The following is an 18851-nucleotide window of genomic DNA, read 5'->3' on the forward strand; positions in this document are numbered from 1 at the left end:
ATTTTTAACTTGGGTATTGTTGATACCCAAGTTTCTGGCCCCTACAGTTAGAGTCAGAATAATGTTATATCGATTAAAGTTATTGATTACACAATTATAAGAGCAGTAACTTTACATGTTTGGATTTAGCTTGGTTAATAAGCGCGTGTGTTCATTTTAAAATATGAAAAACCTAATATAAAAATGTAAAGCCCATAGGCTTATTTGTTCAATGCGCGGTAGAAGCTAAAAATAAAGCTCAACCAAATAAAGCATTACCCTATGTTAAAAATAAATTTCAACATTTAAATAAAAAATATTAAAAATATGATCAAAAATATTGGTTGTATCACCATTATTAAATTGTAAATGTTGTAAACTTTTGACGTGGGATTATCTGATTCGGTGAAATATTCGCTAGCCCAAAATTATTCAATAATAATTTTGTAGCGTTTTTATAACCTTTCGCAGTCAGGATAGTTGCGAACACTCTTAATAGAACAAATAAAGTTGGTGGTTAGTAGTATGAATTCAAAGAAAAACTTCGATGATATGGAGTTTACTCCACTTCATAGAAAAATAATGCTTTGGGGAAGTGGCGGTCCATTTTTAGATGGTTATGTATTAGTCATAATTGGTCTTGCTCTTCAACAACTTACACCAGAATTAGGCTTAGATGCACAGTGGATAGGCTTAGTTGGTGCAGCAACATTGGCCGGTTTGTTTATCGGAACTGCCCTATTTGGCTATGTGGCTGATATAGTTGGCCGAAAGAAAATGTTTATGATTGATATTGTTGCCATTGCCGTATTGTCATTTGCAACCATGTTTGTCTCATCTCCCATCGAATTAGTCATCTTACGATTCTTAATTGGTATCGTAATTGGCGCCGATTACCCCATCGCTACCTCTATGGTTGCCGAGTTTTCACCAACCAAACAACGTGCATTCACCATGGGCTTCATCGCTGCCATGTGGTACGTTGGTGCTACTGCAGCCAATATGGTTGGCTACCTTCTCTACGATGTTCAAGATGGCTGGAGATGGATGTTTGGTAGCGCGGTTATTCCATGCCTTGTTATTCTACTTGGACGTTTTCACCTACCTGAATCCCCAAGGTGGTTACTTAAAAAAGGCCGCGTGGAAGAGTGTCGTGAAATAATGCATCAGTTTTTTGGAAAAGATGTAGATATTAGTTTTGAAGAGGCTGAAGAGACTAAGTACAGTAAATTATTTGAACCTATCTATTTAAAAAGAATTATATTCATCGGTACGATATGGAGCTGTCAGGTTATTCCAATGTTCGCCATCTATACATTTGGGCCTCAAATAATCGAGCTACTTGGATTTACTGAGGGACAAGATGCCGCTCTGGGCAATATCGTTATCAGTATATTCTTTATGGCTGGTTGTATTCCTGCGATGTACTGGCTTAACTCTATCGGTCGCAGACCTCTCTTAATTGGTAGTTTTGGTATTATGACCGCCTCCCTGGCACTTCTGGGGATAGTGGAAAACCCAAGTATCTGGCTGATTGTAGCGGCTTTTGCTATTTACGCATTCTTCTCTGGTGGTCCAGGGATCCTACAGTGGCTCTATCCAAATGAGCTATTTCCTACAGAGATCCGAGCATCAGCCGTTGGTGCAGTGATGTCCTTCAGCCGAATCGGTACCATAATCTCGACTTATGCGCTGCCCATTTATATGGCCACTTATGGCATTTCATCCACATTGCTCGTAGGCGCTGCGATATCACTGATAGGATTAGTTGTTTCTGTATTTATGGCACCGGAAACAAAAGGGTTAACATTAGAAACGACCAGTTCAGTTGATTTTACTACTTCGGTTGAATTAAACAGATAGCTCGCTTTACATAATGAAAATGAGCCCCGTACATCTGAAAATATGTACAGTTAAAGTGCGGGGCTCAATAAACTAACAACATAGATATACACTTATTAATTAAGTCTATATGTCTGAGTTTTATTCGTCGATATATCAAGATGTATATTAGACAGAGACAAAGCCACAAGAGGAGAATATCCGCACACTCCGAAATGGATGTCGAATATGTACGGAATCTATGAATTAAATATATAACCTGTAATTAGACGGGGGGGAGTTTGCTTACCTGTATTTAATTACTCAGACGTTTTATATAAGCAAAACCACTTTCAAAAATATAAGTACACATTAAGTACTAAAAACTTTTAATATAATTGGAATATAATGATGATGAAAACTAACAAAACGTTTTGTATCTCTCTTATTGCAAGCGCTATTGCATTAAGTAGTTTCAACACAGTAGCTGCGGCTGAAGAAGATGGTATTAATATCCACGGTGGCGTGCGTATTAACTACTCATATAAAGACTACAGTGAGAGCTCAAAAGATAAAGGTGGTGACATGACCTTTAACATGGCATCACTACGATTCGACGGGAAACTTGGTAACTGGGGCCTAAAATCAGATTACCGCTTTACTGCCGATACTAACTACATCAAATATGGCTACGGCTTCTACGATCTGAATCCTGATTGGGAACTTCAATTTGGTATTAACCAAGTTCCATTCGGTAACATAGGCTATATCTCTAACAGCTACTGGTTCGGCCTACCCTACTACCTTGGTTTCGAAGATGACTATGATATTGGTGTAAAAGCGACCTTCGAGAAAAATGGTTGGCACACTGATATGGCCTTCTATAAGAGCGCCGAATATGGACCAAGCGAAAACAAACAGTACGCAGCTGATCTGTATACCGGCACTATCAATGGTACCGAGTATAACAATGAAGAGACCAACCAGATTAACCTTCGCCAAGCGTACACAATGGAACATAAGGGCGGTTCAACCACTTTTGGTGCCTCAATTGAAGCAGGTCAAATCTACAACGCTAAAACCGGTAACAATGGCGACAGATATGCCGTTGCCGCTAGCCTTGACAGCAAGTTCAATGGCTGGAACCTGCAACTTCAAGCCATGCAGTATGAATATGATGCAGCAGATAGCATGGATGACAATAAGATCGCCATCGCAGTGGTCAGCTGGCAGTATGAAATTGCCTCTAAGGCGCAGGTATACAGTGTCAACCTGGCTAAAACAATTCCAACAGAATGGGGTAGCGTGAAGTTCTACAATGACTTCGGCCTAATGACTCCTGATGTTGCCGATGAAACCTACGATGACAGTATGCAGAACGTATTAGGTGCTGCGATTGCCGCTGGCCCTACTTACACTCAAATCGACTTCATCATGGGTAAGAACATGACCTTCTCAACGGCAAACAACGACCATATCGGTCTGCCTGAAGTCGGTGATGATTGGGACAAGCGCTTCAACATCTCAATGGCTTACTACTTCTAAGCACAAGCACGGAGGAGGCAGGCAGTCAACTACACCCAGGTTGATTGCTCCTCTTCCTATTAAGGGTCAGCACGTTCTCATCTCGACGCATTAAATGGACATCTTATGACCCAGCCTTCGCCCTATCGAAGGCTTTTTTTTTATCACCAAAGGAATGAGGATCTCTGGTTATGTTCAACCTAAAAAACCTATCGGTTAATAACAAAATCGCCCTGGCCTTCAGTTGTATCGCCGTCGCTGTAATTGCCCTAAGCATGCTGTTTATATCGGGACTAAACAATACACGCGATAATATCCTGACGCTGACCGATGAAGTGCTACCTAACGTTTTATTGGTAGAGAAGATTAAATTTGTCACCATCTTTATCCGCCGGGATCAATTCTCTTTCCTGCCCAGTATCGGCGATCCGGCGATGAAGAGCTGGATGCAGACCACCGACGGCATGATTGATGATGTCACCGACATGATCGACACCTATGAAAAGAGCATACAGACAGAGGATGAGCGCCGGGCTTTTAAACTGGCGAGAGATAACTGGCAAAACTACCTCACCGCCCAGAGTGGTTTCAATGACATCGTGCTGCAAAATGATCTTGCAGGTGCAAACACCTACCTGCTGAGTTCATACAAGCAGTTTAACCATATGCAGGACGCCTTAACCCAACTGACTGAAATTAACATTGCCCGTACCGATGAAGACCGTGTCAATACGCTCGAAGGCGTTAGCACTGCAACCATAAAAACCTATATTGGTGTTGGAGCCTTATTTGCACTGATGGCCATGATGACCCTCTTCCTGGGACGACAAATTCGCAACCCTCTGTGCGCCGTAATGACTATGGCCGAAGAGATCGCAAATGGTAACCTGGCCTATCAGATAAAGCGTGACCAGATAGGTAATGACGAACTTGGCCAGCTGGCCGATTCCTGTATCAGCATGCAGAAGAACTTGCGTGAGCTGGTCAATGAGATAGGCGGCGCCGTGGTGCAACTCAGCTCCTCAATCGAAGAGGTCAGCGCCATCAGCGAGCAGTCATCTCAGGGCATGTCACAGCAGCAAAATGAGATCACTATGGTTGCCACCGCGATGCAGCAGATGCAGGCGACCGTCAACGAAGTTGCTATGAATACCGAAGATGCCTCTAGTTCGGCAAACTCGGCAACCGAGCGTGCCGATCAAGGCAATCAAGAGGTTCAACAGAACATTATCGAGATCCAGCAGGTCTCAGAGGTGATTGAGAATGCTGGTGAAATGGTGGCACAGCTAGAGAAAGATTCAGCGAGTATCTCCATGGTGGTCGATGTTATCGGTGGTATTGCCGAACAGACTAACCTGTTGGCCCTGAATGCGGCCATCGAAGCGGCGCGCGCCGGCGAACAGGGACGAGGCTTCGCCGTCGTTGCCGATGAAGTCCGCACCTTGGCCGGAAGAACTCAGGATTCAACCCGTCAGATTGTCGAGATAATCGAGAAGCTGCAAGTTCGCGCCGTCGAGGCTGGAGCCGCGACCAAGCAGAGCTGTGAAATGATCCGTGGCTGCGTAGAACAAACACACTCTACCGGTGAGAAGATCTCCGAGATAGAACAGGCTGTCACACAAATTGCGGCGATGAACATTCAAATTGCCAGTGCCTGCAGCGAGCAAAACTCGGTGACCGAAGATCTCAGTCGTAGCGTAGAAACCATCAATGTCTCCTCATCGGAGGCGGCAACCGGCGCAGGACAGACTGCTCAAGCCTGTATCGAGCTAAGCCAACTATCCTTGGGTCTCAAGAGCATGGTCGATCAATTTAAGACGACTTAATCCCAATCAGTAGAAAGTCCCAACTTACCTAGGCTCTCTGGCACACAGTCAGAGAGCCTTTTTCTTTTTAGCTAATACCACAACTTTTTATTACAATAGCCGCGAGTATTTGCCCTACAGGCGGCTCACAGGCATCCCCTTTGCAACCATTCACGCAGAATACTGAGAGAGCTGATGGCAAAACCCAATAAGAAAGGTCCCTCCCGCACCGTCGACATCTTCTGCACTAAGTGTAAAGCCCAACTGTTTAAATACCGCAAAGGAGGCAAAGGCGCCTTAGTGAAATGCTTTAAGGAGCGCATTGTAGAAGACTATACTAAAGTTCCCTGCACCTGCCCCGGATGCGGTCAGCTATTTGCCCGAGATACTTTAGTCAGGGGCACTCCGGCATTTAAGATGGTAGGCGGCAAGGTTACGTTTAAATAAGCTCAGTGCTTAATTATTTCTCTATCGATAACAGGCTTAATCGTTCGATTAGGAAATCGAGAAAAGCGCGTATATGAGGCTTTGGATATTGAGCAGCTTTATAAATGGCAAAAATTTCACCACTTCCCTCTTCCCAATGGCTAGCAGTCCAATCCGGTAATATGTTAATTAACTCTTTGCTCTCTAAATATGGTTTTACCATCCATTCGGATAACAAGAGTACCCCACAATCTTTAAGTGCTGCGGTGAGTAAAGGAGAGCCACCTTTTGAAATGAAATTGCCTTTAACCGCTACTTTTTGCTTGTTTTTCCCTTGGCTAAAGTGCCAATGATTTCTCTGCCGTTCTTGACTGATCAATAAGCAATTATGTCCATGTAGATCGCCGGGATGTACGATAGTGCGATGCTGGTTTAAATAGTTTGGCGTCGCGGTCAATAAGGTTCGATTTTCCATTAATTTTCGCGCCTTCAAACCGCTATCTTTTGGCACACCGATTCGAATAGCGAGATCGACATTATCGCTATGTAGATCCACCAGTTTATTGTCTAGATCGAGCTCAACTTGAACATCCGGGTACATCTGCAGAAACTCAGGAATTATCGGTGCCAGGCATAAGTTACCAAAACTCTCAAACACTGATATTTTTAATATTCCCTGAGGTACATCTCTCGAACCTCGCATCTCTATCAGTAAACTATCAGCTTGATCCACTAATTGTCCTGATTGGGTGTAAAAATAGCTTCCCTCTTCAGTCAGAATAAGTTGTCGAGTACTCCGCTTAAATAGCGTCGTTTTAAGCTGAGCCTCCAGGCTGTCGATATTACGCGCAATGGAAGATGGTGCCATATGCAAAGCATGACCAGCCTGAGAAAAGCTGCCGGATTCGACAACCTGATGAAATACCTTAATCAGTTCTAACATCTTTGAATTCCTCAGTAGTACTCGAACCACCTTTGCAAATTACGCAAAGCTATTTCAGTTTATACGCGTATTCAATTAATAATTAGAATTATGCACAATTATCTCATCGCAATAAAGCAGTCTTAAACTTCAATAAAGGACGCAAGATGACACAACGTATTGATATCGCCCAAACACAACCCGCCGCATTAACCGCCATGATGTCGGTTGAAAACTACCTGGCAGAAACCACACTATCAATTCATTTAAAAGAACTGATCAAGATACGCGCTTCTATTATCAATCAGTGCGCCTACTGCATTGAGATGCATACAGAAGTCGCCTTAAAAGCAGGAATATCCCAAAATAAACTGTTTGCGATATCGGCCTGGAAAGAATCGCCGTTATTCGATGACAAAGAGCGGGCGGTCTTGGCATTAACAGATGAGATGACATTAATTGCCGACTCAGGGGTCTCCGATGCGAATTATCAGGCATCAGTGGAGAAGTTAGGAGAAGAGCAGCTCGCAGAGGCCATGATGCAAATAATTATGATCAACGCCTGGAATCGTTTTGCCTTGGCAACACAGATGAAACACTGAGTCACGACTAAAGTACGCGACTAAATGAATGAGTGAATAAACATCAGGCCTCTAAAAATAGAGGCCTGATATCAAACTTATAGCATTAGCTCGTAGCTCGTAGCTCGTAGCTCGTAGCTGACAGCTTATAACTTACGTCTGAGCCTACAACTGATAACTAAATGTCACCTTAGCATTACGTTCCTCACCCGGCATACCACCTAAGAACATCGCCTTACTGTAGTAGGTCTCGTTAAACAGGTTATTCACGTTTAGCTGTAACTTCCAACTGTCGGCCTGGTAACTGACTGCAGTGTCCACCACGGTATAACTCGGTACATACCCGGTTGGGATACCGAATGAACTGGAGTTAGTGCTACGCTCATCGACATATTTTGCGCCCAGACTGATATCAAGCGGACTGCTCAGTGAGAACCACTGCGCCCCATAGGTGACCCAGGCACTGGCTGTGACGTAAGGTACCCCTTTCTGGCGGGTGTCATAGCTGCTTCGTGTAGGGTCTTTCTTATCCCGCGCATCCTGATAAACACCGTTTACGTTGATGGCCCATTGATCATTGAGGTGAGCATTCATATCCAGCTCTACACCTGTGGTCTCTTCGCTGCCATCATAGAAAAATTCCTGAACCTGAGGCCCACTAACACCCGCTTCAAAATCCTGATTATTGTACCTCAGGTTAGTGCGTGAGCTCTTGAAGAATACCAGAGAGGTCAACATCTGATCGTCAAACGCTTTAACGCGCATCCCCAGGTCGTCACTCACTGACTCAGAGTCTTTTCTGTCTTTACCATTCCCCGCGACGCTATCTAAGACGCCATAAGCCGTGCGCCCTTTAGAGTGGTTAACGAAGAAGGAAAGATCGTCCGTCGGCATGTAGGTCACACCTAAGTTATAGGTTACGCCGTTGTCACTGGTATCGGCTTCCGGTGTAGGCTCTGCGGCGCTGGCACGATAGCGTTCATCGACACCTAAGTGCTCATAGCTCTGCTTGATCTCGTTAAAGGCTACGCCGATACGAGTGGTAAATCCATAATCGAAATAGCCGACATGCTGCAAGCCGACACCCCATGCATTGACCTTCTTGTTATAGTTGCTGGTCATCAGAGGATCGTGATCCTCAAAACTCCCTTCAGCCCAATTTGGCTTGCGAATATCATAAATATAAGGCAGCGCTCCCTGATAGATCACCTCACCGGCCTTATTCTTAATAACCTTGTCGGCATCATAGATAGAGTACTGCTTGAAGCGAATATTTCTGTCTTCGAAGTTAGCATTCACTAACAGCTCGTTATCGATACCCGCAAACTCGAAATCATACCTGAGATCGGCAAAATACTGCCATGATGTCTCATCGGCGGACACCTGACGGTATTCCTGACGACGCGCGGCAAACGGATAGAGGACATCATCTTCGACCAGAGGTGCGCGAGGATCGGCATTAATAGTGCCGCGACGGTTCCAGTAGACATAGTTATAGGCGCCCGTCTGGCGAGAGAAGCCTGAAGTGTAATCACGGTACTGCAGCTGCTGATTCAGGAACAGATTGTCGTTGAAGAAGATGTTATGAGTCAGCTTAAACCTTAACTCTTCGCCTTCGTTATCTTTCGCCATAGGTGAGATCAGGCCCGCATGACCAAACTCATAAGGCGTCATGCCATCACTGCTGGCTAATGAATCGGCCAACTGCTGACGCTGCTCATCAGTCAGCTGGATCCCTTTACCCTCAGGGTCATTAATCAAGTCTTCCCAGCTTGCCTCACCAGCGGTTTTACCGCCGACAGAGTCGGCATTATAGATACGGATTGGATGACCGATAGAGTCGACGGCAATTGAATCTTTGATGTAGGAGGCCGATAGCATCAGGTCCTGAGAATCGTCAAACACATATTTAAGTGAACTGTACACTTCATCCCTGTCGGTGCCGATTTCACGATAACCGTCGCTGCGTGCCGTTTTAGCCACGACCCGATAAGCCAGCTTATCGCTTAAACCACCTGTGCTGTCCAGGCTTAACGAATAGGTGTCCCACTGACCGACCTCAACACCAAATTCGTTTTTAGACTCAAACTGCGGCTTCTTCTCAATCAGGTTGATCACGCCACCGGCGCTGCCCATGCCATAAAGCCCGGTTGCAGGTCCCTTTAGCACCTCGACCGACTCGACATTGGTCAGTGACCGCGTTGGGTTAAAGGTGTTACCCAAACCCGCACCGCCATACATGCCATCATAGGTATAATTTGCGCCCAAGCCACGGATAACCAGATTATCTCCGATACCATAGTTATTACCCGCCTGAGTCACGCCACTGATGTTACGCACTAAATCCTGCAGGCTGTTGACGCCCTGAGCGTTTATCAGCTCTTCATCGACGATAACGACCGCCGCTGGCGTTTCCATCAAAGACATATCTGACTTTGTGGCTAGCCCTGAATTCATAACTACCTGATTTTGTCTTCCATAGACAGTGATACGTTCTACGTCCGTGTTTTCCAGCCCTTCTGCCTGCGCCGCATGAAGCGTCATAGGTAAAAATGTTGAAGCACAGGCAACTGCAAGTAGTGAAAAACGAAATTGATTCATCTGTTATCATCCCCCTCAAATAATTGAGCGAATGATAACGATTTGCATTTAGATTACAACACCTGTTTCAGGCTATGATACAAACGTGTGCGTCGTATGCCGGTTTTAGCGGGATCCAGCGGTAACTTTTACAATGTAAAGACAAATTGACTGTTCAAGTGTTAATCAACTGACTTAATCGGCTATAACGAGGCTAGCTTTATACGGTTATTTTATAAGCTAAAGATAGATAACTTCCGGTGATTGTCGGCAGTAACCGATTAAGTGTTCGGTTAACCTATCGTAGAGATCTTCCTTTACATAGGGCAGCTCTTCAATATAAACCCGGCTATCTAACTCGGTAGGCAGAAGAAAATTACTGAGTCTGTGTAGATCCTCTGCCGCCGATAGCTTGTCCTCTTCATTCATTGTCGCGGCAATCACCGAACCACTGGAAGTAAAGACCTCTCTCAGGAAGTCGACCAATCTGTCGAACTCCTTATCCCAATTGAGATTACCATTATTCTGCGCTTCCCAGGCCAGCAATTCGATAGCACGGATCACCTCTCCCTGAAGGGTGTCGGCGCGTCCCGATGAGGGCACCAGGTTTTCCCATATCCACAGTGCAATATCCTGGCTACAACCAGTAAGTTGAACCCGCCCATGAGTTGCCCCACACTCCGGAGAGCGCAAGTCTATTGATTGAATGTCTTGCGAATGAGAGTCTTGGATTTGAGTGTCTTGGATTTGAGTGTCTTGGATTTGAGTAATAGACATAAAATAGCGGCTTAGTTGTTCTATCGGCATTAAACAGATGAGCCTGGCATTGTAATACCAAGCTCATAACGAATAAAGCGGAAACCCCGAATAAGCTCGATTTAGAAAAAACGACGCTTGAGCGAGACACATCCAAGAATGAATAAGCCAAGCAGGGAGAGTGATCCGCCACCATGTCCCTCACTGCTGCTATCACCGATATAGACTTCATCTCGGTCACTGCTCTCCAGCGGCAAAGCATAGAGATTATCTGTGTCATCCGAGCTGATAGTCGCAACAATATCATCGAACCCCACCTCGTAAAGGTCGATCAGCACATCGTAATAGTCTGCCGGGTAGCCGGTATGCAGCGTGGTTAACACCTCGAAGTCATCGTCGCTGGAGTCACCGATAATAGTGAATATATCGGTGGAATAGTAGTGTACCCAAGGGCCTCCATCCCGACTCAAATAGAGTTCTGCATAGACATCGGCGCGTTCATAACTACCAAACCCGATTAGATCGGCATCGAAGGTCACGCTGAACGTTTGGTAGTAACCGTCAAGATCATTGTCTGTAAACAGTCGACTGCTGGCCTCATAGATAGAAAACTCATGGAAAATAGGGTTAGCGAATTGAGCGGCTTCCCCAGCCATTTTTTGTTTGGCATACTTTGAAGACGTTTGACCATTTTTATGGGCTAATATCACCTCTTCTCTGGTTCTCACCCCACCAGCTTTAACATCTTCACCGCTTATCAGCAGTTGCTGTTTTTTCTGAGTGAGCATTTGCAACAGCTCATTATCCGTTTGGGCACTGTCATTAGTGCCATCAAGGTTCAGACCTTCAGCTTGTGTCGATGGTTCAGCAAACTTCCGTCCCACGGAGAAAGTTTGCTGACTCAAACCTGTGCCTTCGAGCACATCAGCTTTATTCAATGTATCTGCACTGGCGGTGGTCGATGCAAAAAAATTCAGCGCCAGAGCACTCAACATTGTGGCAATGAACATACTGCTTTGCTTCATTTGGCTCATATTCGAGTTAGTATTCATATTGAAAGCCTCATCAATTTATTTCGATTCTTGAGGCCATTAGAGACGGGTTAAGGTGAACACAAGCTGAACGTCAAAAATTGAACAATTAACCAAACTCCCCCCTTCTGCGTTAAAGCCCCCCCTTCAAACACCACCAGGCAAATTCAGCTAACGTTCATCTGGGATCGGTTATTGATATATACAGCTAGAAGCCAAAGGAAAGAGAGAACAGGCATTCAGGATAAGGCCATTGATAGTTTCTTAATATGACGGGATCTTTTACACTAGCCTATAACAGCTATCCTGGCACAGAGCGGGGCATTTAATGAAATTTGGTTCCATGTTGGTACTCACAACTTGCATTCTTATTCCGTTTTTCGGACAGGCATCGAGTGCCCAACTACCCGGGGTTGGCGCCAGTTCGATGAGCATCGCCGCTCAGACATCGAAAAAAGCCCCCCAACAGCTCAAGGTCAGAAATCGTGAACAGGCAATTCAGTTAGTTAAACGTCAATATCAGGGAAAAGTGCTCAAGGCACAATCGAGCCGAGTCAATGGTCATCCGGGTTACAGAGTTAAGTTGATATCGAACGAGGGAGTGGTGTTTTATGTCTCCGTCGATGCCCAAACCGGCAGCATTCGTAGAAATTAGCTTCCCCTTGAGAAGAAAGCACTTTATGACTAAGGATTAAAAACCATGAGAGTACTTCTGGTAGAAGATGATATTGAGTTGCAAACCAATTTAAAACAGCACTTAGTCGATGCAAATTACAATATAGATGTGGCCGATGATGGTGAAATTGGCCTGTTTCAGGGCACCGAATACCGTTACGATGCAGCCATTATTGATGTTGGTTTACCCAAGCTCGATGGCATCGCATTAATCAAAACTCTGAGGGAGCAGGAGATAGATTTCCCGATTTTGATCTTAACGGCCCGTGACAGCTGGCAAGATAAGGTTGAAGGACTCGACGCCGGCGCCGATGATTACCTCACTAAACCCTTTCATCCCGAGGAGTTAGTTGCCAGACTCAAGGCACTTATCCGCCGCTCGGCAGGTAAAGCCAGCCCTGTGGTTACGAACGGCCCCTTCAGCATCAATACCAGCAGCTTAGAGGTCAAGAAAGGCGATGTGATGATCACTCTAAGCGGAACAGAATATAAGCTATTTGAATATTTTATGCTGCACCCGGGCCAAGTCATCTCTAAAACCGTACTCACGGAGCATATATACGATCAAGACTTCGACCTGGACTCTAACGTTATCGAAGTCTTTATCAGAAGACTGAGAAAAAAGCTGGATGTGGATAACGCATTTGGCCTCATCGAAACCTTGCGGGGACAAGGATATCGATTAACTAAGATGCAAAAAACTCAAACAAACGATGAGTAATTCACCCTCAGGGACTCAACCGGTGACAGGAGCTAAATCCAATATGAGCCTGTTAAACTCACTCAAGGCCAGATTGATTGTCAGTGCCCTGTTACTGATATTGGTCCTGCTGCCCCTGATTGGTTTCACCCTTAACGACGCCTTCAGACAACAAGTGAAAAGCGCCGCTAAAAATGAGCTCAGCGCTTACCTCTACTCCGTTTTAGCGGTCACAGAAGTCGACAATAACCGTTTACTCATGCCTGAACTCTTGGTTGAAAATCAATTTAATGTCATTCAATCCGGCTTATATGCTCTGATATCGACACAGGGGAAACCGCCGGGAATATCGGCTAAACATCTGCTGTGGCAATCAAACTCCTTTCTTGCGTCTCAAACACCTCAAAACTTACCACACCCGGCAACGGGTCAGAGTGAGTTCGGCGAAATACTGCTGGAGGGTAAGCCCCATCTTATCTATAGCTTCAGCGCGAGTTTCGAACAAAGACAAAATCAGCAATTCCCCATCACTATTCATATAATAAAAGATCAGGCCAACTTTCAGCTGCAGATAGATAAGTTTACCCGACAGCTCTGGACCTGGTTGCTGATCTTAATGGTACTCTTGGCTGGCGTGCAGCTTGCTTGGCTGCTCTGGACCTTAAAGCCCCTGGCGAAGTTTAAGCAGGAGCTCAGTGATGTCGAACAGGGCCGTGCCATGCAGCTCAAGGCAGACTATCCTACAGAGTTGCAAGCTGTCGCGCGCCAGCTCAATACCTTACTCAATACCGAGCAGAGCCAACGCAAAAGATATCGAAATGCCCTGTCCGATCTGGCCCACAGTCTGAAAACCCCTTTAGCCGTAATTCAGAGTCAGAAAGATCTCAGCCAGAGTTCTTTTGAGCAGATAACCGTGATCAATAAAATCATCGGTCATCAACTCAAACGCGCTCAAAGTGCGGCGGGTTCTTCGTGGCATTTAGGCATCAAGGTCAGTTCCGTCAGTGAAAAGCTTGTCAGAACCCTGAGGAAAATATACCGGCCCCCCGAAATCGATATCACCGAATCTGTCGATAGTGAGGCCATCTTTAAGGGCGATGAGTCAGATCTGACAGAGATACTGGGTAACCTGCTCGATAATGCCTGCAAGGCAGCGAAATCAAAGGTGTTATTGAGTGTCAGCTCGAATGACTCTCAGTTGAACATAGCGATAGAGGATGACGGCCAAGGGGTTAGCCCCGAGCAACAGAGCCAGATATTTGAGAGAGGCATCCGCGCCGACTCTTACATGCAGGGGCATGGCATTGGCTTGGCCATCGTGCGCGATCTTATCGACAGCTACAACGGCACGCTTTCAGTGACCACTTCAGAAAATCTCGGCGGCGCTAAATTTGAGATAAGCTTCAGCCAAGGGAAAAGCTAACTTCATTTAGCGTAAGACTGGCTTTAGCCGGGAATCTTGTTAGAGAAAGCTTCGCGGCTAAAGCCGCTCCTACAGGGGAAATCTTTAGCCGGGAATTGGTCATAGAAAGCCCCCCTACAAATAGAATTCTACCTTTCAGCTTGTGTTCATCTTCGACTCTTTATTATGGCTTTAAAGTCAAATATAAGAGTTTGGAGGCAACATGAAAACATTCATCCAATGGTGTTACCTATCCTTATTGATAGTTTTCACTCCGGTAGCGCTGATGCAAGATGTCAGTGCCCGAGAAATAACCAATGACAACGCACAGTCGATATTCAGCGAAGCTGAACTCGAGCAGATGCTTGCCCCTATCGCCCTGTATCCGGACAGTCTGCTCACTCACATACTCATTGCGGCAACCTATCCTCTGGAAGTAGTGGAAGCCAGTCGGTTGCAGAGTAAAAATACACTTCTGCCAGCCGAGCAATTAATGGAGAAGGCAGCAGGCAAAGAGTGGGATCCCAGTGTCGTCGCCCTGCTCGCCTTTCCCAACGTGCTTGAGAAACTCAGTAACGACTTAACCTGGACTCAAAATCTGGGTGATGCATTTCTTCAGGATGAGGCCCGATTACTAGCCAGTATTCAATCATTGAGACAGCAAGCCGATGAGGCCGATAGTTTGTCCCAGATGGACAATGTATCGGTGACACGGGTTAATAATCAGATTGTCATTGAGCCCGCACAACCAGAAGTGATCTACGTGCCCTACTACGATCCTAGAGTCGTCTATGGTCACTGGCGCTGGTACCGTTACCCTCCGGTATATTGGGCACCATACCCTTACTATGTGCGCCGCCCCTACGGTCATTTCTACTGGAACACAGGCATACATATCACCTTTAACTACCATTTCAGTGCATTCCATTGGAACAAGCATCATGTTGTGGTGACGCACCATCATAATTCACACCACTATCGTCACAGAGGCAGAATCGTCACCAGCCACGGAGCTCAGCGCTGGCAGCATAAGCCACAACATAGACGGGGTGTCGCGTATCGCAGTAACCATGTGAAGCAAAGATATAATAGCCACCGTCCAAGCATGGCGCATACCAAGCAGGTGAGAAAAGCCGAGCGTCATCAGTTAAATCACGCAAACGTAAGCAACAGCCGACTCCATAAGGGTAAAGCCAACAGCCGCGAGCTAAATAGAAGCCATAAGCTAAACCATCAAATAGGTAAGAGTCGTGAACAGCAATTTACCAGTAAATTGCACCAGACTCCCAGCCACAAACAGATGAAGAGCCATAAGCGGGCAAATAGCCATAAGCCAGTGAAGAGCCATCAGCCCCAACGCTCTACACAGCCAATGCAGAACCATCAGCGAGCGAATAGCCATAAGCCAGTGAAGAGTCATCAACCAGTGAAAAGCCATCAGCCCCAACGCTCTATACAACCAAAGCAGAGTCATCAACCTGTAAAAAGTCATAACTCCAGCAGACCGAGTCACTCCTCTGCTAATAGAAGCCATAAGAACGGGGGGCATCAACAAAGCGGAGCCCGGACCAAGATACGCGATTAATGAATCTGCTCGGGTGCTAAACACCATGGCCCCCACGTAACAAACCCAATGTAATTAACCAAGAAATACCGCTACTTAGCGGTATTTTCTTTGGTTTTCGCTTCATAACTTCATCTATCGCTTAAGTTCGGAGCAGATCCAGATTTAAGCCGGGAGTTGAGGTCAGAGTACTGCTCAAGATAATGTTGCAACAAGGCCTCCCCCTGAGTTTTTCGGATCTCCGACAGGGTAAGCCAGAACTGAAGTGAGAACTCAGGGTGCGCCTTATACCATTGATGAGAGACGGGCATAAACCAATGTACACGCATAAAGGGAGGGGCTATCGATACCAGCTTATCGGAGAGTTGCAGATCCATAACCACTCGGCGGCCAATAGTCTCCTCTACCACATAACCATCTAACCGCCCCAAGGCCAATAAGGCGAAGCCATCGGTAAGGGAGAGGTTTTGATTGTACAGCACTCCTAGTTCACTCAATTTTTTATAGGCAATGTAACCTAACGGTGCCGCGATACCGTGGCGAACACCCGAGAAATGACTGCCGTCCCAGTTGAGCTCAGAACCTGATTTAGTATAGATAAGGTAATCGACAAACCAGATCGCCATCTCATTATCTGCCACTTCCCCAGCTTTAGGGAATACGCCCCAAGAGTCACGCTCTGAAGACCAGATAGCGGCAATGATCCCATCGACTTTGCCTTGACCCAGCTGCTGAATGCAACGCTTCCAAGGCATAAAGGAGAAGTTTAACTCTATACCACGCTGCTCCGCCGCAAGAATTAACAGATCCGGTAGGACACCATGTTCACCGAGTAGCACCATGCCATCCTCGGGTACACCCTGGATAAAAGGCATATTATCTTGCATCTCAAAACAGATTCGAAATGGCCTGTCTGGTGTCTCTGCAGCCATAGATGTTCCAATAACTCCCCCTGAAATTCCCGCCATAGTCAGCACTAACCCTAAAAGGCAAAGACTACGGCCTAACCAACGAATGACAAGGCTATACCAGAAATGAGTACTCGGTGAATAAATGCAATGACTCAAGATGCTCTCCATCGGTTTATCTTGCTATACACCTAAAGATCTTTTAGTTGATGAATTCCCCTTTGTCCATCCAAGCAAGTCATTGCCCATCGAAACCGGAAGACAGCAAGGAACCAGACGAACTCAAAGACAAGCCTGAATTAGTCACAGATATGTTAAACAGATAGTAGACAGACGCAAACAGGAAACACGACGAGGAGTTTTAGGTTAAACGTCCTAACAGCTCACGGATCTGATACCTGAAAAGTGACTTATTTAAAGAGAAACTTAACATGCTAGTGTTGTGGGCCCTCAATAGTTCGAGAGCCGGTACAAATATTAAATTGTATCTTAAACGATAAGCGAATCTATGAAGCTAAGGGCTAACTATCCACTTATATATCCGCTACAGACTGTGTCTCAGTCTGTTTACGCTTGTCTAAGCGCAACCCAATAATACTTCCTGCTTAATATTACTTCCTACTCAATATAGCCGGAGGAACCAAGATATTCCAAATGGTCATATCAAACACTGGACACGGGACTCAGTTATCCCGACAATTCGCCCATCATTTAACTTCTGTGTTGTTATCAGTTGAACCATGGCCACTGAGCCACTGTCACTTCTCTGTTATCTACGTCATTTAATTTAAAATTGTTGTATTAATGAATAAAAAACAAGCCTTCTCTGCCGTCTCAATCCTTATTGCCACCATAGTCTTGGGTGGCACATTGCTTGAGGACTCATCTCTTTTTTTACGTTTACTGCTCGGTTTGAGTCTTGGGTTCGCCTTAGCCAAAGGCTCAATTGGTTTTGCCGGCAGTGTTAACCGTGCCTACAGGCGCGGCTCGACTCAACTCCTGCAAACCTTGATGCTGATGTTTGTGGTGACCGCCATAATCAATGCCGGAATCTTACTCAACTCTGATATCAATAATTATGATCTCTGGGTTAATCCAATCAACTTAGGCTTACTCGTCGGTGGCGTGATGTTTGGCGCAGGCATGAGTCTGTCGAGCTGCTGTGCGACAGGCGTCATGGTGGAGTTGGTGAGTGATGTTCCCCGAGCATTAACCACACTGTTGTTTTTCGGTGCAGGTGTTTTTATCGGCTTTCCGCTTCAGGCGACCCAGAGCTGGATCACCACGACGGCATTGTCTTCAGCCAGTTTCATGGGTAAAGGCGTCTACCTTCCGGATCTATTTAGCCAAGGCCCGTTAAACGGATACTTCATGGCTGTGTTGATGACGATAACACTCGCCGGCATCGTGGTTTTTTATGCCAAGAAGTATGAAAACTACCGTCGCACCAATGGCTCATTCTTAGGTGTCGATGGAGAGATCGCGCGTCAAAACATGACACCGAGAGAGACTAAGCAAGGCTTCACCCTATTGAGTGTCGACAGCTATCGACAGTGGCTGGGGAGCCTGTGGGATATGAAGAGCACGGCAATCGTTATCGCCCTGATCTTCGGTGTGATGATGATGTCCACAGGCGCAGGATGGGGCGCGTCGACTCCATTCGGGATCTGGTTCGCTAAAGGCCTAATGGCCTTAGGCGTCAGCATAGATGATATAACCAACTTTACTCATCGCCCTGCGGCCATGTTTACCACCCCATTTTTTAGTCATGGTATTTCGGTGCAGAACTTTGCGATCATGCTGGGCACCTTAATTGCGGTACTCTTCATGGGAAGGTTTTCCTTCTCATTTAAGCTTAACCACTCAGTTAAGCAGTTCGCGCTCTTCGCCTTAGGCGGCCTGCTGATGGGCTTAGGCACTCGTTTCGCCAATGGTTGTAATGTGGGCGCCCTGTTTACCCCTATCGCTAATTTTTCATTGTCTGGCTGGGTCTATCTGATATTTTTGCTAATCGGTGGTGTGTTCGGCAATCGATTTCAGCAAGCTGTTGTAAAATAGTCAGAATAAAACAATGGAACACGCTAAGACAGAGTAGAGTAATTGCACACTTCACTCTGTCTTTTACCAACCGGGATTAACCTTCAAGTTCAGCCGCACCGCCCCCATCAACACTCCCG

At 45.9% G+C, this 18851-nt stretch carries 15 protein-coding genes; 10 read left to right on the top strand and 5 right to left on the bottom strand.

The genetic code is table 11. The annotated features are described in order from the left end of the window. Nucleotides 1-504 precede the first annotated feature (504 nt). The 4 genes from EKG39_RS10165 to EKG39_RS10180 all read left to right on the top strand — a co-directional run bounded on the left by EKG39_RS10165 (nt 505) and on the right by EKG39_RS10180 (nt 5576). Nucleotides 505-1842 (top strand): MFS transporter, encoded by a 1338-nt coding sequence (locus EKG39_RS10165; RefSeq protein ID WP_126505631.1) that lies wholly within the window; start codon nt 505-507, stop codon nt 1840-1842. A 366-nt stretch (nt 1843-2208) separates the two neighbouring features. After that, on the top strand, nt 2209-3345 hold the full coding sequence (locus EKG39_RS10170) for a hypothetical protein (protein WP_126505632.1): 1137 nt from the start codon (nt 2209-2211) through the stop codon (nt 3343-3345). A 170-nt stretch (nt 3346-3515) separates the two neighbouring features. Beyond that, nucleotides 3516-5150, top strand: a complete 1635-nt coding sequence (locus EKG39_RS10175; protein ID WP_126505633.1) for a methyl-accepting chemotaxis protein — start codon at nt 3516-3518, stop codon at nt 5148-5150. 174 nt (nt 5151-5324) lie between these two features. After that, nucleotides 5325-5576 carry a hypothetical protein gene (locus tag EKG39_RS10180; protein ID WP_126505634.1) on the top strand — a complete coding sequence of 84 codons (252 nt, stop codon included), beginning with the start codon at nt 5325-5327 and terminating at the stop codon, nt 5574-5576. A 13-nt stretch (nt 5577-5589) separates the two neighbouring features. On the opposite strand, the gene EKG39_RS10185 is transcribed toward EKG39_RS10180, so the two are convergent. Further along, on the bottom strand, nt 5590-6498 hold the full coding sequence (locus EKG39_RS10185) for a LysR family transcriptional regulator (protein WP_126505635.1): 909 nt from the start codon (nt 6496-6498) through the stop codon (nt 5590-5592). A gap of 146 nt (nt 6499-6644) precedes the next feature. Between EKG39_RS10185 and EKG39_RS10190 the strand changes: the two genes are divergently transcribed. Then, the gene (locus EKG39_RS10190) at nt 6645-7079 is read left to right on the top strand and encodes a carboxymuconolactone decarboxylase family protein (protein WP_126505636.1); all 435 of its coding nucleotides are present in this window, start codon (nt 6645-6647) and stop codon (nt 7077-7079) included. A gap of 144 nt (nt 7080-7223) precedes the next feature. On the opposite strand, the gene EKG39_RS10195 is transcribed toward EKG39_RS10190, so the two are convergent. From EKG39_RS10195 to EKG39_RS10205, 3 genes are all read right to left on the bottom strand, one after another. After that, complete coding sequence (locus EKG39_RS10195) at nt 7224-9659, bottom strand: TonB-dependent receptor (protein ID WP_126505637.1); 2436 nt, start codon at nt 9657-9659, stop codon at nt 7224-7226. A 219-nt stretch (nt 9660-9878) separates the two neighbouring features. Then, a complete protein-coding gene (locus tag EKG39_RS10200; protein ID WP_246028467.1) occupies nt 9879-10415 on the bottom strand; it encodes a hypothetical protein in 537 nt (178 codons plus the stop codon). A gap of 101 nt (nt 10416-10516) precedes the next feature. Continuing rightward, nucleotides 10517-11446: a choice-of-anchor H family protein gene (locus EKG39_RS10205; RefSeq protein ID WP_126505639.1), complete on the bottom strand. Its 930-nt coding sequence runs from the start codon at nt 11444-11446 to the stop codon at nt 10517-10519. Nucleotides 11447-11753: 307 nt separating this feature from the next. Between EKG39_RS10205 and EKG39_RS10210 the strand changes: the two genes are divergently transcribed. From EKG39_RS10210 to EKG39_RS10225, 4 genes are all read left to right on the top strand, one after another. Beyond that, a complete protein-coding gene (locus EKG39_RS10210) occupies nt 11754-12080 on the top strand; it encodes a PepSY domain-containing protein (protein ID WP_126505640.1) in 327 nt (108 codons plus the stop codon). A 45-nt stretch (nt 12081-12125) separates the two neighbouring features. Next, nucleotides 12126-12821, top strand: a complete 696-nt coding sequence (locus EKG39_RS10215) for a response regulator transcription factor (RefSeq protein WP_126505641.1) — start codon at nt 12126-12128, stop codon at nt 12819-12821. Nucleotides 12822-12864: 43 nt separating this feature from the next. Further along, nucleotides 12865-14223 (top strand): ATP-binding protein, encoded by a 1359-nt coding sequence (locus EKG39_RS10220; protein WP_126505642.1) that lies wholly within the window; start codon nt 12865-12867, stop codon nt 14221-14223. Nucleotides 14224-14425: 202 nt separating this feature from the next. Beyond that, complete coding sequence (locus EKG39_RS10225; protein ID WP_126505643.1) at nt 14426-15787, top strand: DUF3300 domain-containing protein; 1362 nt, start codon at nt 14426-14428, stop codon at nt 15785-15787. A 110-nt stretch (nt 15788-15897) separates the two neighbouring features. Here the strand turns inward: EKG39_RS10225 and EKG39_RS10230 are convergent, their stop codons facing one another. Further along, complete coding sequence (locus tag EKG39_RS10230) at nt 15898-16833, bottom strand: substrate-binding periplasmic protein (protein WP_126505644.1); 936 nt, start codon at nt 16831-16833, stop codon at nt 15898-15900. A gap of 645 nt (nt 16834-17478) precedes the next feature. Between EKG39_RS10230 and EKG39_RS10235 the strand changes: the two genes are divergently transcribed. Next, the gene (locus EKG39_RS10235; protein WP_126505645.1) at nt 17479-18732 is read left to right on the top strand and encodes a YeeE/YedE family protein; all 1254 of its coding nucleotides are present in this window, start codon (nt 17479-17481) and stop codon (nt 18730-18732) included. The last annotated feature ends 119 nt before the right edge of the window (nt 18733-18851 follow it).

The organism is Shewanella atlantica, from assembly GCF_003966265.1.
Classification (GTDB): domain Bacteria; phylum Pseudomonadota; class Gammaproteobacteria; order Enterobacterales; family Shewanellaceae; genus Shewanella; species Shewanella atlantica.